The sequence below is a fragment of the Streptomyces sp. NPDC020362 genome, assembly GCF_040642095.1.
GTDB lineage: Bacteria > Actinomycetota > Actinomycetes > Streptomycetales > Streptomycetaceae > Streptomyces.
Genome location: NZ_JBFAET010000217.1, coordinates 1 through 14,179 on the forward strand (window position 1 = coordinate 1; position 14,179 = coordinate 14,179).

The 14,179-nt window shown below is 73.3% G+C and carries 14 protein-coding genes and 1 pseudogene; 7 read left to right on the forward strand and 8 right to left on the reverse strand.

Features of this window, described 5'->3' with window-relative positions:
• The coding region (locus AB0H32_RS40985) for an ABC transporter substrate-binding protein (protein ID WP_361132313.1) at positions 1–752 on the forward strand (752 nt) is incomplete at its 5' end.
• 20 nt (positions 753–772) lie between these two features.
• Here AB0H32_RS40985 and AB0H32_RS40990 read toward each other — a convergent pair.
• The 5 genes and pseudogenes from AB0H32_RS40990 to AB0H32_RS41010 all read right to left on the reverse strand — a co-directional run.
• Entirely contained in the window at positions 773–1,927 is a 1,155-nt protein-coding gene (locus AB0H32_RS40990; protein WP_361132316.1) for a betaine/proline/choline family ABC transporter ATP-binding protein, read from the reverse strand.
• Between the two features lie 228 nt (positions 1,928–2,155).
• The gene (locus tag AB0H32_RS40995) at positions 2,156–2,797 is read right to left on the reverse strand and encodes an LUD domain-containing protein (RefSeq protein WP_361132319.1); all 642 of its coding nucleotides are present in this window, start codon (positions 2,795–2,797) and stop codon (positions 2,156–2,158) included.
• Positions 2,794–4,344, reverse strand: coding sequence for a LutB/LldF family L-lactate oxidation iron-sulfur protein (locus AB0H32_RS41000; RefSeq protein WP_361132322.1), 1,551 nt, complete (start codon positions 4,342–4,344; stop codon positions 2,794–2,796). Before AB0H32_RS41000 ends, AB0H32_RS40995 begins: the two co-directional genes overlap by 4 nt.
• Entirely contained in the window at positions 4,341–5,093 is a 753-nt protein-coding gene (locus AB0H32_RS41005) for a (Fe-S)-binding protein (protein WP_361132325.1), read from the reverse strand. The genes AB0H32_RS41000 and AB0H32_RS41005 overlap by 4 nt, the downstream gene beginning before the upstream one ends.
• Before the next feature lie 72 nt (positions 5,094–5,165).
• A pseudogene (locus tag AB0H32_RS41010) lies at positions 5,166–5,500 on the reverse strand (rhamnulokinase); the annotation flags it as partial.
• 415 nt (positions 5,501–5,915) lie between these two features.
• On the opposite strand from AB0H32_RS41010, the gene AB0H32_RS41015 reads away from it, so the two are divergent.
• On the forward strand, positions 5,916–7,217 hold the full coding sequence (locus tag AB0H32_RS41015) for an alpha/beta fold hydrolase (protein WP_361132351.1): 1,302 nt from the start codon (positions 5,916–5,918) through the stop codon (positions 7,215–7,217).
• 89 nt (positions 7,218–7,306) lie between these two features.
• Here the strand turns inward: AB0H32_RS41015 and AB0H32_RS41020 are convergent, their stop codons facing one another.
• Positions 7,307–7,618 (reverse strand): hypothetical protein, encoded by a 312-nt coding sequence (locus tag AB0H32_RS41020; RefSeq protein ID WP_361132328.1) that lies wholly within the window; start codon positions 7,616–7,618, stop codon positions 7,307–7,309.
• Between AB0H32_RS41020 and AB0H32_RS41025 the strand changes: the two genes are divergently transcribed.
• The 3 genes from AB0H32_RS41025 to AB0H32_RS41035 all read left to right on the forward strand — a co-directional run bounded on the left by AB0H32_RS41025 (position 7,617) and on the right by AB0H32_RS41035 (position 10,334).
• Positions 7,617–8,360, forward strand: a complete 744-nt coding sequence (locus tag AB0H32_RS41025) for a PIG-L deacetylase family protein (protein ID WP_361132331.1) — start codon at positions 7,617–7,619, stop codon at positions 8,358–8,360. The two genes, AB0H32_RS41020 and AB0H32_RS41025, sit on opposite strands and share 2 nt — an antisense overlap.
• Positions 8,361–8,406: 46 nt before the next feature.
• On the forward strand, positions 8,407–9,300 hold the full coding sequence (gene sigJ, locus AB0H32_RS41030) for an RNA polymerase sigma factor SigJ (protein ID WP_361132334.1): 894 nt from the start codon (positions 8,407–8,409) through the stop codon (positions 9,298–9,300).
• Between the two features lie 185 nt (positions 9,301–9,485).
• Positions 9,486–10,334 (forward strand): pentapeptide repeat-containing protein, encoded by an 849-nt coding sequence (locus tag AB0H32_RS41035; RefSeq protein WP_361132337.1) that lies wholly within the window; start codon positions 9,486–9,488, stop codon positions 10,332–10,334.
• Here the strand turns inward: AB0H32_RS41035 and AB0H32_RS41040 are convergent.
• Positions 10,296–11,825 carry a cytochrome P450 gene (locus AB0H32_RS41040; RefSeq protein ID WP_361132339.1) on the reverse strand — a complete coding sequence of 510 codons (1,530 nt, stop codon included), beginning with the start codon at positions 11,823–11,825 and terminating at the stop codon, positions 10,296–10,298. The two genes, AB0H32_RS41035 and AB0H32_RS41040, sit on opposite strands and share 39 nt — an antisense overlap.
• 121 nt (positions 11,826–11,946) lie before the next feature.
• Between AB0H32_RS41040 and AB0H32_RS41045 the strand changes: the two genes are divergently transcribed.
• Together AB0H32_RS41045 and AB0H32_RS41050 are read left to right on the forward strand one after the other, a co-directional pair.
• The gene (locus AB0H32_RS41045; RefSeq protein ID WP_361132342.1) at positions 11,947–12,552 is read left to right on the forward strand and encodes a TetR/AcrR family transcriptional regulator; all 606 of its coding nucleotides are present in this window, start codon (positions 11,947–11,949) and stop codon (positions 12,550–12,552) included.
• Between the two features lie 135 nt (positions 12,553–12,687).
• Positions 12,688–13,413, forward strand: a complete 726-nt coding sequence (locus tag AB0H32_RS41050) for a DUF2470 domain-containing protein (RefSeq protein WP_361132345.1) — start codon at positions 12,688–12,690, stop codon at positions 13,411–13,413.
• Here the strand turns inward: AB0H32_RS41050 and AB0H32_RS41055 are convergent.
• Positions 13,381–14,179, reverse strand: a 799-nt coding sequence (locus AB0H32_RS41055; RefSeq protein ID WP_361132348.1) for a lactonase family protein, incomplete at its 5' end; no start/stop codon positions are given. The two genes, AB0H32_RS41050 and AB0H32_RS41055, sit on opposite strands and share 33 nt — an antisense overlap.

Below are 14,179 nucleotides of genomic sequence, written 5' to 3' on the forward strand. Positions count from 1 at the left end.
CCGGCTACAAGACGTCCCTCATCACCGTCGCCAACCGCGAGCTGTACGAACCGGCCCTGGAGTCGGGCCAGATCGATGTCGTGCCCGAGTACGCGGCGACCCTCGCCGACTGGCTCAACGCCAAGACCCACGGCGCCGGCGCGAAACCGGTGGGGTCCCCCGACCTCGCCACCACGATGAAGGCCCTGCGGGATCTCGCCACACCCCGTGGCCTCACCGTCCTTCCACCCGGCCGCGCCGTGGACCAGAACGCCTTCGCGGTGAGCACTGCCTACGCGAAGCAGCACCGTCTCAAGACCCTCGGTGACCTCGGAGCCGCGAAGCTGAAGGTACGGCTCGCGGCCGGTGACGAGTGCGTGCAACGGCCGTACTGCGCACCGGGGCTGAAGAAGGTGTACGGCATCGACGTCACCGGCGTCGACCCGAAGGGCGTCGGCACCACCCAGGCCAAGAAGGCCGTGCAGGACGGCCGGGACCAGATGGTGCTGACCACCACCACGGACGCCACGCTCGACCAGTTCGGGCTGGTCCTGCTCGCCGACGACAAGCACCTGCAGAACGCGGACTACGTCGTCCCTCTCGTCAACCGCTCCCGTGCGGGCGGCGCGGGCGTGGGGAAGGCGCTGGGCAGGCTCAACGACGTCCTCACCACGGCGGACCTCGCGGACATGAACCGGCAGGTCGACAGCTGGCGGCGGCTGCCCGCCGACGTCGCCCGGACGTACCTGAAGGACAAGGGCCTGCTGAAGTGACCGCCCGCCGGGCCTCGGCCTCAGGCGTCCGACACCGAGTCGAACGGCACCTGGCCCCGCGGGACACCCCGGGCGTCCGCGTCCACCGAGCGGCGCAGCGCCTCGTGCAGCTTCGCCGGAGTCAGCACGCCCAGGAAGTGCGACCCGTCCAGCACCGCCACCCATCCGGCGTCGTACTGGAGCATGACCCCGAACGCCTGCTTCAGCGGAGCGCCCACCGGCACCCACGCGGTCATGCGGTGCGCCAGGTCCCCGACCGTCCCGCCCGCCGCCAGCTCGTGGCGGCCGACCCAGCCGTGCAGGTCGCCGTGCGCGTCGAGGACCACCGCCCACCGGGCGCCCTCGGCCCGCAGCCGCTCGGCGGCGCGCCCGGCGGGTTCGTCCGGACGTGCCACCGGCGGCTGTTCGAGATCGTCCGGCTGGATCTCGGTGACCGACAGCCGCTTCAGCCCGCGGTCGGCCCCCACGAACCCGGCGACGTACGGCGTGGCGGGCATGCCCAGCACGGCTCCCGGCGTGTCGAACTGCTCGATGCGGCCCTGCCCGTACACGGCGATCCGGTCACCGAGCCGGACGGCCTCCTCCATGTCGTGCGTGACCAGCAGCACCGTCTTGCGGACCGCGGTCTGCATCCGCAGGAACTCGTCCTGCAACTGCTCGCGCACCACCGGGTCGACCGCGCCGAACGGCTCGTCCATCAGCAGCACCGGCGGATCGGCCGCGAGCGCCCGCGCCACGCCCACCCGCTGCCGCTGGCCGCCCGAGAGCTGCTCCGGGTAGCGCGGCCCGTACGTCCTGGGGTCCAGACCCACCAGGTCGAGCAGTTCGGCGGCCCGCGCCCGGGCCTTGGCCCGCTTCCAGCCCAGCAGCGCGGGTACGGTCGCCGTGTTGTCCAGCACGGTGCGGTGCGGGAAGAGGCCGACCTGCTGGATGACGTAGCCGATCCGGCGGCGCAGTCGCACCGGGTCGACCCGGGCGATGTCCTCGTCGTTCACGAAGATCCGGCCGGAGGTCGGCTCGATGAGCCGGTTCACCATCATCATGGTCGTCGTCTTGCCACACCCCGAGGGGCCCACGAGTGTCACCAGCTCGCCCTCGGACACCTCGAAGGAGAGGCCGTCCACGGCTGTCGTACCGTCCGGATACCGCTTGGTGACCTGCTCGAACCGGATCATTCCCTCACGCTACGGCGGGGCGGTCCGGGCGTCATTCCGCCGTGGCCCGAGTGGCGGACGACCCGGCCCGGGCCTTGCCGGTCACCGCCCCACGGTCAGGACGATCTTGCCGTACCGCCCGCCCGCCTCCATGCATCGGCGGGCGGCCACGACGTCCTCCCGCGGGAAGAGACGGCCGACCACCGGGCGGAGACCCGGTGGGGGCGAGGGCCCTGGGAGAGGGCACCGTCAGCCCACCAGGAGGACCTCCAGCGTCCGCGGTCCATGGACGCCCTCCACCCGGTCCAGCTCGATGTCACTGGTTGCCGAGGGACCCGAGATCCAGGTCAGCGGGCGGGACGGATTCAGGCGTGCGAGGGCCTGCGGGACCGAGGCGACCACCTGCCCGGGCACCCGTACCACGCAGATGTGGTGGTCGGGCACGAGGCTGATGCGGCGTCGGCCCTGGTCGGGCCCGCCGTCCAGCACGATGGTGCCGGTCTCGGCGATCGCCACCGCGCAGGCCGTGATCACGCTGTCGACCCGGTCCAGCTCCCCGGGAGTGCTCTCGGCCCGGTCGGCGACCTGCGCGACCTCCGCCTGCGCCAGCCAGCCCGCCTCCAGCCCCGGCGGCACCAGTACCGAGCCCGCCTGCCGGTCCGCGAGCAACCGGGCGACCAAGGAGGGGAGTTCGGGCTCCGTGCAGCGGTGCACGACCGCCCGGTAGTCCGCGAGGTTCTCGGCGAGCAGGTCCACCGTGCGCCCGGCCGTGCGGTCGCCGTGCTCCCTCAGGTAGTCGCGCCGGACCACCTGGTCGTAGGGCGTGTCGTCCGGCGGTACGTCGGCGAGCGCGCGCCGCACCCTGCCCAGGATCCGTTCCCTGCCGCTCACTTGGCACCGTCCTTTCCGCCGTGGGTCCGCTGCCACCAGTCCCGGAAGGGCTCCGCCGGCAGGGCCGGCAGATCCCGGGTCCCGCTCCAGGCCCTGCCGGGACCGGGCAGGGTGCGCGGGTGCAGCCGGCGGGTGCGGGAGGCGAGCCGCTGGCCGGTGCGCAGCGCGCCCGGGTGGGAGAACGCCCAGCGCGCCGCCCGCATGGCAGCCCGCTCGGCCGCATGCCCCTTGGCCGGCTTCAGTACCACTGCGTTGCCCTGCCGGACCGCCGGGCCGCCCTCCACGACCCGTTCGCGCAGATGCACCAGCACCTCGGGGATGTCGATGGCGACGGGGCAGACCTCGTAGCAGGCGCCGCACAGCGACGAGGCGTAGGGCAGCGAGGCGTCGATCTCGCTCGCGGTGCCCCGCAGCTGGGGGCTGAGGATGGCGCCGATCGGGCCGGGGTAGACCGAGCCGTACGCGTGCCCGCCCGCCCGCTCGTACACGGGGCAGACGTTGAGGCAGGCCGAGCAGCGGATGCAGCGCAGGGCCTGGCGGCCGACCTGGTCGGCGAGGGCGTCGGTGCGGCCGTTGTCCAGCAGGACCAGGTGGAAGGCCGTCGGGCCGTCCTCGTCCGTGGTGCCGGTCCACATGCTCGTGTACGGGTTCATGCGCTCGGCCGTGGAGGAGCGGGGGAGGGTCTGGAGGAAGACCTCCAGGTCCTGCCAGGTGGGCACGATCTTCTCGATGCCGACGACCGAGATGAGCGTCTCGGGCAGGGTGAGGCACATGCGGCCGTTGCCCTCGGACTCGACGACGACGAGGGTGCCGGTCTCGGCCACCATGAAGTTGGCACCGGAGATGCCGACCTTGGCCCGCAGGAACTTCTCCCGCAGGTGGAGCCGGGCGGCCTCGGCCAGCTCGGCGGGTGTGTCGGTCAGGTTCTCGGGAGCCGGACGCCCCCAGTGGCCCATCTCCTCGCGGAAGATGTCGCGGATCTCGCCGCGGTTGCGGTGGATGGCGGGGACGAGGATGTGCGAGGGCCGGTCCCTGCCCAACTGGACGATCAGCTCGGCCAGATCGGTCTCGTACGCCCTGATCCCCTCCGCCTCCAGTGCCTCGTTGAGCCCGATCTCCTGCGTGGCCATCGACTTGACCTTGACGACCTCCGACTCACCGGTGGCCCTGACCAGGCCGGCGACGATCCGGTTGGCCTCGTCGGCGTCCGCCGCCCAGTGGACCGTGCCGCCCGCCGCGGCGACCGACTCCTCCAACTGCACCAGATAGCGCTCCAGATGGCGCAGCGTGTGGTCCTTGATGAGCCGTCCCGCCTCCCGCAGCCGGTCCCAGTCGGACAACTCGGCGACGGCCTTGGCCCGCTTGGCCCGGATGGTGTGCGTGGCATGGCGCAGATTGCCGCGCAGGGTTGCGTTGTGGACGGCGTCGCGCGCGGCCTCGGGGAAAGCCGGGTGGGTGGGCGGGAGAGGCGCGGCGTGGGCGGGCGGGAGAGGCGCGGCGTGGGTGGACGGGGGAAACGCAGGCATGCCGACGAAGGTCTCGCTCATGCCGCCTCCTCCTCCGTGCTCGCCAGGATCTCCGCGATGTGCACCGGCCGCATGCCCACCGCGAGCCGGGTCATGGTCCCGCCGATGTGCATCAGACAGGAGTTGTCGGCGGCACACAGCACCTCGGCCCCGGTCGACTCGGCGTTGCGCACCTTGTCCGCGCCCATCGCCGCCGACACGTCGGAGTTCTTCAGCGCGAAGGTGCCGCCGAACCCGCAGCACTCCTCGGCCCCCGGCAACTCGAGCAGTTCCAGCCCCCTGACCGCCCGCAGCAGCCGCCGCGGCCGGTCGCCGAGCCCTAGCCCGCGCAGTCCGTGGCAGGTCGGGTGGTAGGTGACCCGGTGCGGGTAGGAGGCGCCCACGTCCGTCACACCCAGCACGTCGACCAGAAACTCCGTCAGCTCATAGGTCTTGGGGACCACGGGCGCGAGCGTGTGGGCGAGGGTGTCCCCGCGGCCCTCGGACCGGGCCCGTGCACCCATCCGCGGATACAGCTCCCGCACCATCGCCCCGCAGGACCCGGACGGGGTCACGATCGCCTCGTACTCCCCGAAGACATCGGAGAAATGCCGGGCGAGCGGCTCCGCCTCATGCCGGTAACCGGTGTTGTAGTGCGCCTGTCCGCAGCAGGTCTGGGCCATCGGGAAGTCGACCTCGACACCCAGCCTGGTCAGCAGCTTCACCACCGCCCGTCCGGTGTCCGGATAGAGCGTGTCGTTGACACAGGTCAGGAACAGGGCGACATGCATCGCGGCTCCTCGCGGTCGGTCATCGGACGAGTGCAGGGTAGTCGGCGGACACCACCGAGGGGAGAGCGCGCCTCACCGCGCCGTGATCCGGGCCGCCGCCTCCCGCCCGTGCGTGCTGTCGCCCCGGGGTGTGCAACGGGCCAGCGGCTGGGTGCGGGTGAGCAGCCGGCGCAGGTCGGCTGGGTCGCCGACCAGGCCGTGCGCCCGGGCCTGTACGAGGACGTTGCCGAGGGCGGCCGCCTCCGTCGCGCCCGTCACCACCGGCATCCGCCCCGGCGCCAGGAACGCCCCGGCCCCCGCATCGACCACCGAGCGCAGCGCCGGGACAACGGCCGCCTCGCGCACAGCAGCGCCAGATCCGGCTCGCTCCAGGCCCGCACGCACTCCTGGAGCAGCCACAGCCCCATGCCCGTGCCCGGGCTGGCCTCGGGTGGCTCTGCAGGTCGCCGGTTCCAGGGCGACGACATCGAGTCCGCCGCGGCGGCGGCCGTCCCCCTCACCTCCGTGCGGCAGCCCGCCGCCACCATGCGCGCCCTCGCCGCGGAACTGCTGGAGGAGACCGAGACCGAGGGGGATCCGGCGGCCACGGGCACCGGCGTGTGGTGCTCCAGTTGGAGCTGGTGGTGCGCCGCTCCGGCCTCGCCGCCCGCTGACGCGGAAGTCCAGCCGCCTGCCGACCGGGAAGTCTCGCCGCCCGCTGAACCGGAAGTCTCGCCGCCGCTGACCGGAAGTTCAGTAACAATCCATGATCCCGGGGGTCGGTCCACGGGCCTCCATGTGCTGAACTGGGACGCGTCCGACCCATCCGTCCCGGGAGACCCGTTGAGCCTCAGCTACCGCCAGCCCGGCGTCGTTCTCACCGACCGCCACTTCACCGTGCCCCTCGACCACGCCGACCCGGGCGGCGAGACCATCGAGCTGTACGCCCGTGAGGCCGTCGCATGCGACAGGGCGGGGCAGGATCTGCCCTGGCTGGTGTACCTGCAAGGCGGCCCCGGCTTCGGGGCGAACCGTTTCATCGGACGTCAGGCCTGGCTCGACCGTGCCCTGCAGGACTACCGGGTCCTCCTCCTCGACCAGCGCGGCACGGGACGTTCCACGCCCGCCACCCGGCAGACGCTGCCCCTGCGCGGCACCCCCGCCGAGCAGGCCGACTACCTCACCCGCTTCCGCGCCGACGCTATCGTCCGCGACTGCGAGGCCATCCGCCCCGTGGTGACGGGCGGGGCCCCCTGGACCGTCCTCGGCCAGAGCTTCGGCGGCTTCTGCACGGTGTCGTACCTCTCCCTCGCCCCCGAGGGAGTGAGCACCGCGGTCATCACCGGCGGCCTGCCCTCCCTCGACGCCCACGCCGACGACGTCTACCGGGCCGCCTACCCGCGCATCGAACGCAAGGTCGGCGCGCACTACGCCCGCTACCCGCAGGACGTCGAACGGGCCCGCCGCATCGCCGACCACCTCCTGACCCACGACGTCGTCCTGCCGAACGGCTACCGCCTCACCGTGGAGGCCTTCCAGTCCCTCGGCCTCATGCTCGGCACGAGCGACGGCAGCCACCGCCTCCACTTCCTCCTGGAGGACGCCTTCGTGCGCACCGCGGGCGGCCTCGACCTGTCCGACGCCTTCCAGGAGGAGGTGCAGGCCCTGCTCTCGTACGCCGGCCACCCCCTCTACGCCCTCGTCCACGAGACGATCTACGGCCAGGACCGCCGTCCCACAGCCTGGGCCGCCGAGCGCGTGCGCGCCGAGTTCCCGCAGTTCGACGCGGCCAAGGCCCTCGCCGGTGACGCCCCGGTGCTGTTCACCGGCGAGACGGTTCACCCCTGGATGTTCGACACCGACCCGGCCCTGCGCCCCCTGCGTGAGACGGCCGAGCTGCTCGCGGCCCGCACGGACTGGCAGCCCCTGTACGACCCGGCGCGCCTCGCTGCCAACGAGGTCCCGGTCGCCGCGGCGGTCTACCACGACGACATGTACGTGGACAGCGCCCACTCCCTGCGCACCGCCCGCGCCGTCCAGGGCCTGCGTACCTGGGTGACCGACGAGTTCGAGCACGACGGCCTGCGCACCGGTGCGCCCCGCGTCCTGGACCGGCTGCTCGCCCTCGCCCACGACAAGGTGTGACGGTCGGTCGCCCGGGCGACAAGGTGTGGCCGTCGGCCGCCCGCGCGACAAGGTGTGACGGTCAGCCGTCCGGGCGGGCCGTCAGCCCGTCACTGCGTGCCGCGGCGCCTGCCGGGCCGGCCTGATCGTGGGGCGTCCGGTGCGTCCCTGGCGTACGACGTGACGACGCGGCGGGTGCGCCGGCCGAGGGGAAGCTCCCGCAGGGCGACGGTCGGGGTCCGTCCCTGCCGCAGCACGTCGGGCAGCAGGGTGGCGGCAACGACGCCGGACGGCCGGGGGCTGGGACTGTCCGGGTACTCCTCGGTGACGACCATGTCGACGCCGCGGGCCTGGATGCAGCACAACAGGGCGCCCCGAAAATGGAGTTGCCGGCGCAGCAGAGCGGCATAGTCTGCGCCCATGACCGAGCCGAAGATCACCCCGCTGCAGCCCCTGCCCGACGACTGGCAGCGTGCGCTCGCCGTGGTCGCTCACCCCGACGACCTGGAGTACGGCTGCTCGGCGGCCATAGCCGCCTGGACCGCAGCGGGCCGTGAGGTCTCCTATGTCCTGGCGACCCGCGGCGAGGCAGGCATCGACGGCCTCGACCCCGCCGTCTGCGGCCCGCTGCGCGAGCGCGAGCAGCGGGCGAGCGCGGCCGCCGTCGGTGTCACCACCGTGGAGTTCCTGGACCACCGGGACGGAGTGATCGAGTACGGTCCCGCCCTGCGCCGGGACATTGCCGCCGCGATCCGCCGCCACCGCCCCGAACTCGTCCTCACCCTCAACCACCGTGACACCTGGGGCGGTGTCGCCTGGAACACCCCCGACCACCGGGCCGTGGGCCGCGCCACCCTGGACGCGGCCGCGGACGCGGGCAACCGCTGGATCTTCCCGGAGCTCGCCGAGCAGGGGCTCGAGCCATGGAACGGCGTGCGCTGGGTCGCCGTGGCCGGGTCGGCCGGCCCCACCCACGCGGTCGACGCCACGCCCGGCCTGGAGCGCGCGGTGCACGCCCTGCTCGAACACCGCACCTACATCGAGGCGTTGACCGACCAGGACCCGGAGACGTACGCCCGGGACTTCCTGACCGGGCACACCCGGGCCGCCGGGGAACGCTTCGGCGGACAGCCGGCCGTGGCCTTCGAAGTGTTCTGCAGATGACCGGTTCCCGACCCACCACGTCCAAGGGGACAGAACGGGGGATGACATGAACGGCACGGACCTGCTCGCCGACCGCTTCGAGGAGCACCGCGGGCACATGCGGGCGGTGGCCTACCGGATGCTCGGCTCGCTCGCCGAGGCGGAGGACGCGGTCCAGGAGGCGTGGCTGCGGCTCGCCCGCACCGACGCGGACGGCATCGAGAACCTCGGCGGCTGGCTGACCACGGTCGTCGGCCGCATCTGCCTGGACATACTGCGCTCGCGCTCCGCCCGCCGCGAGGAGCCGATGGACGAGACGTACGTCCCGGACCCGCTGGTGCGGCCGCTGTCGAGGGTGGACCCGGAGTCCGAGGTGCTGGAGGCCGACGCGGTCGGGGTCGCCCTCCTCGTCGTCCTGGAGACGCTGGAGCCCGCCGAGCGGCTGGCGTTCGTCCTGCACGACATGTTCGCCGTGCCCTTCGACGACATCGCCGCGATCGTGGAGCGCAGCCCGGCCGCCACCCGGCAACTGGCCAGCCGGGCCCGCCGACGGGTGCAGGGGGCCACCCCGGCGACCGACCCCGACCTCGGCAGGCAGCGGCAGGTGGTCGACGCCTTCCTCGCGGCCTCGCGCGGCGGAGACTTCGAGGCGCTGCTCGCCCTGCTCCACCCGGACGTGGAGCTGCGCGCCGATGCGGGCGCCCTGGTCCGGGGTGCGGCCGCCTCCAAGGCCGTACGCGGGGCGCGGGCGGTGGCCGAACAGGCCGCGACGTTCTCCCGGCTCGCCGGATTCGCGCGGCTCGCGCTGGTCAACGGCTCGGTGGGCGTGGTCACCGCGCCCGAGGGACAGCCGGTGTCGGTCACGGCGTTCACGGTCGCCGACGGCAGGATCACCGGCATGTACCTCCTCGCCGATCCCGACCGCCTGGCCGGGCTGGCCCTGCCCCCGCTGGAGCCCTGACGGCCGACCGGGCCGCCCCCACGACCACGGGCGGCCCGGTCGCACCTCGGCGGCCTCCCGCCATCGGCCTCCCCTCGGCGGCCTCCCGTCGTCGGCTGCTCGTCGCCGACGCGACGGCGCCGCTCCGCGACCGTGTCCCGGCCACCCGCGGTCCGGCAGGTTTCCCAGGTCAGTAGGCTTGAGGCATGCCGGACCAGACCACCGACACCGCCAGCCTGCACGGCGACTGCGCCCAGTGCTTCGGGCTGTGCTGCGTCGCCCTGCCCTTCACCGCCTCCGCGGACTTCGCCCTCGACAAGCCCGCGGGCAAGCCCTGCCCGAACCTCGGGGGCGACCACCGCTGCGGCATCCACGCCCGCCTGCGCGAGAAGGGCTTCACCGGCTGCACGGTCTACGACTGCTTCGGTGCCGGACAGAAGGTCTCGCAGGTCACCTTCGGCGGTCAGGACTGGCGTACGGGGCCGAAGGAGCAGGCCCGCCGGATGTTCGACGTGTTCCCCGTCGTCCGCCAGCTGCACGAACTGCTCTGGTACCTGACGGAGGCGCTGGGCCTGGAGGCCGCCGCGCCCGTCCACGCGGACCTGCGCCGGGCCCTGGAGCGCACCGAGCGGCTCACCCGGCAGACGTCCGAAGAGCTTGCCGCGCTGGACGTTGGGGCCCACCGGCAGGAGGTCAACGTGCTCCTGCTGCGCACCAGCGACTTGGTCCGAGCGGGCGCGGGCGGGTCCAGGGGGAAGAAGGGCAGGTCGAAGGACCGCCGGGGCGCCGACCTCATCGGAGCCCGGCTGCGGGGTGCCGACCTGTGCGGTGCCAGCCTGCGCGGCGCCTATCTCATCGCCGCCGACCTCACCGGCGCCGACCTGCGCGGTGCGGACATGATCGGTGCTGATCTGCGCGACGCCGACCTGAGCGACGCGGACCTCACCGGCGCCTTCTTCCTCACCCAGCCGCAGCTCAACGCGGCCCGTGGCAGCGCCGGCACCAGGCTGCCCGGGTCAGTCATCCGCCCCGTGCACTGGACAGCGGGCGGCTGATCCTGAGCCGTCGTCCGGGACCGTCACCGGCGCTGCGGCGGCGCGTGCGGGCGCGGTGCGCCGCTCCAGGTGCAGCCGCAGTCCCTCCGGGATCACCGTCAGGCGTTCGGTGACCCTGAGGCGGTAGTCCGGGTCGGGCCGCAGCTCGTAGCGGCGCAGCAGCAGACCGAGGACGAGGGTCGCCTCGTGCAGGGCGAACTGGCGGCCGATGCAGGCCCGCGCGCCGGTCCCGAACGGCTTGAAGGTGTGCGGTGGACGGGCCCGTACGGCCTTGGCGTCGAACCGGTCCGGGTCGAACCGCTCGGCGTCCTCGCCCCACACCTCGGGGTCGCGGTGCAGCATCGCCGTGAGCACCAGCGCCCACGCACCGCGCCGCATCGGGTGCTCCCCGGCCAGCACCGTGTCCTGCCTGGCCTCGCGGGCGAAGGCGGGCGCGGTGGGCCACAGCCGCAGCGACTCGTCCAGCACCCGGCGGACGTGGCGCAGCTTGGCGACCTGGTCGTAGCCGGGCTCTGCGGTGTCGCCCCACACGCGGTCCACCTCGGCGCGGGCCCGGGCGGCGACCTCCGGGTGCCGGGCGAGGTAGTGCAGGGCGAAGGAGAGCGCGCCGGAGGTGGTCTCGTGGCCCGCCACCAGGAACGTGATCACCTGCTTGCGGACGTTCTCGGCCGACAGCCGTTCCCCGGTCTCGGGGTGGGCCGTCTCCAGCATGCGGTCCAGCAGGTCCCCGTCCCCGCCGCCGGACCGGCGCCGGGCCGCCACCAGGTCGTCGACCGTGCGGTTGAGATGGGCGATGTCGGCCGCGTTGCGCCGGGCGGACCCGCGCAGCAGCAGCGGGGCCAGCGGTACGGGCACGCTGTTCAGCCGTTGCGCGTGGGTGAGCGTGCCCACCATGGCCGTCACGAAGGGGTGCGGCCGTTCCCGTTCGAAGGAGCCGAAGTCGTGCCCGAACCCGGTGCGGGCGATCGTCTCCAGGGTCAGCTTGGTCATGTCGCCGGGCACGTCCACCGCCCGCCCGGCTGCCTGCTCCCGGTCCCAGTGGCCGGTCAGCCGCCCGGCGACGGCGAGCATCATCGCGTGGTAGCCCTCCATGGCCTCCCGGCTGAAGCCGGGCGCCAGCACGTCGTGGGCCAGCTGCCAGTTGGGCTCGTGGTTGTACGCCGTGAACAGCCCGTCCCCGGCGACCGGACGCAGATTGGCGACCCCGAGGCCCACGTGCTTGGCGAACCGGGACTCGTCGGCGATGTCGGCGGCGAGGCGGGCGCCCCACAGGAACACGAACTCGTTCCCGAACGCCCGGCGCCGGAATATGGGGCCCAGTTCGCGGGCGATGCGCAGCGAGTCCTGCAGGGGCCGGCGCCGGTCCACGCCGAGCACGTCGCCGAGCAGGGGCAGCCGGTGCGGCGGATGCGGGATGCGGTGCAGCTCGGGCCAGCCCTGCTCGGCGCCACGGAAACCTCTCGGCAGCCCGGTCACCGTCGACTCCGCCATGGCGCGATCTCCCTTGATCCAGCGGACGGTTGAACCTTCGATCACACGTGTTGTACGTCGATTCAATAGCGCGGCTTCAGTGTGTGCCCCTTGTTGAACCGGCGTCAAGTAAAGTGACGTCATGCCCGCGAACCAGGGGGAACGCGTCCGTCGCAGACTCAGCACCGAGGAGCGGCGCGAGCAGCTGCTGTCGGTCGGAGCGAGGCTGTTCTCGGAGAGCCCCTACGACGACGTGTGGATCGAGCAGGTCGCCGAGATCGCCGGCGTCTCCCGCGGGCTGCTGTACCACTACTTCCCGACCAAGCGGGACTTCTTCGCCGCGGTCGTGGAACGCGAGAGCGAGCGGATGCTGCGCATGACGGCGGCCGTGCCCGGGGTTCCGGCGCGCGAGCAGCTCGGCACCGGCCTCGACACCTACCTCGGCTACGTCCAGGCCCACGCCCACGGCTTCCGCGCCTTCCATCGCGCCGACGCGGCCGGTGACCAGGTCGTACGCCGCGTCTACCAGCAGGCCCTCGCCGCCCAGGAGCAGCAGATCCTCGCCGCCCTGGCGGCCGACCCCGAGTTCGGGCCCGTCCTGGAGAGCGCCCCCCATGTCCGCCTGGCCGTGCGCGGCTGGCTCGCGTTCACCACGGCCGTCTGCTTGGAGTGGCTGCGTGACGGCGAGCTGAGCCGTGAACAGGTGCGCGACCTGTGTGCGCGCGCCCTGTTGGGCGCCATCGCCTGAAACCGGGGGCCGGTGCGTGCACCGGCCCCGTTGCGCACCCGAACAGCCCCGACACGCGACGTTCTCGTCCGGTGTGGTTGGCGTGCGCGCGGATCTTCGATAGATTAGGCAAGGCTTACCTAAGGAGGTCTCGGGATGGGTGACACGCAGGACTGGGCGGCCGAGCCCGGTGCGGCGGAGCAGGCGCGGTCGGTGCTGGAGGCCGCGTGGTCGTGCGCGGTGACCGCGGACGGCGCCCGCGAGGAGTACGTCGGTGCACACTCCGTGACCGAGGAGGGCGCCGTACTGTTGCGCGTGCCCGAGGACAGTGCCCTGTTCGCGGCCGCGCTGTGCGCTCCGCGCGGGGAGCCCTCCGCCGTGCTGGAGTTCGCCGACGTGGCCCCCGTCCCGGTGCGCCAACGAATCCGGGCCCGGCTCTGGCTGGCCGGCTGGTTCGCCCCGGCCGAGGGCCGCCTGCTCTTCAGGCCCACCCGGGTGGTGCTGCGTCGGCCGTCCGGAGCCGTCCTCGTCGAACCGGACGAGTTCGCCGCCACCCGGCCGGACCCGCTGGCCGGCGCCGAGGCCCAGCTGCTGACCCACCTGGCCGACGCCCATCCGGACGCCGTCGAGCGGCTCACTCGGCTCGTGCGGCCCGAGAGCCTGCACGCCGCGACCCGGGTGGTGCCCCTCGCCGTGGACCGGCACGGACTCAGCCTTCGCATCGAACGAACCCGCGCCCACGGCGACGTGCGGCTGCCGTTCCACACGCCCGCCGACGACGTCGCGCAGCTCACCGAGCGCATGCATGCGCTGCTCGCGCAGGCGAGCGCCGCCGTCTGTCCCCGCGCGCTACAGCGGCAGCGCGCAGACGGCGACGGGTGACGCGAACGGCTCTCCCGCCAGGCGCAGTTCGCCGCTCCCGGCATCCACCTGGAAGACGCTGACCGTGCCGGAGCGCTGGTTCGCCGCGAACAGCAGTCGGCCGTCCGGCGAGAAGGCGATCTGCCGCGGAAAGTCCCCGCCCACCGGCACGGTGCCGAGCAGCCGCAGCCGGGCGCCGTCCGCCTCGACGGCGTAGCGCGCGATGCTGTTGTGGCCCCGGTTGGCGAGGAAGGCGTAGGAGCCGTTCGCGCTCACCAGGAACTGAGCCGGGTAGTTGGTGCCGCCGGCCGACCCCGTGGACTGCGGGTCGCCGATCGTCAGGCGCCCGGTGGCCGGGTCGTAGCCGCAGACGGCGACCGTGTCGTCCACCTCGTTGGCCAGGTAGGCGTGCCGGCCGCCCGGATGGAAGGTCAGATGGCGGGGGCCCGCACCGGGCCGGGTGCGCGCCTGGGCCGCCTCGGTGAGCGTGCCCTTCGCCTGGTCGAGCCGGTAGGAGTACACGGTGTCGGTGCCGAGGTCGACGGCGAGGACGTGGCCGCCGTCGGGTGCGGTGATGAACTGATGGGCGTGCGGGCCCTGCTGCCCCGGGCCCGGCGGCGGAGTGGTGTGTGTGACCAGGTCGGTGCGCTCGCCGAGGGCGCCGGAGGCGTCGATCGGGTGCACGGCGACGTTGCCCGACTGGTAGTTGGCGCTCAGCAGCCAGTGGCCGCCGGGATGGACCGACAGATGGCAGGGCCCTGCCCCGCCCGTGCTCCGGGTGCCGAGG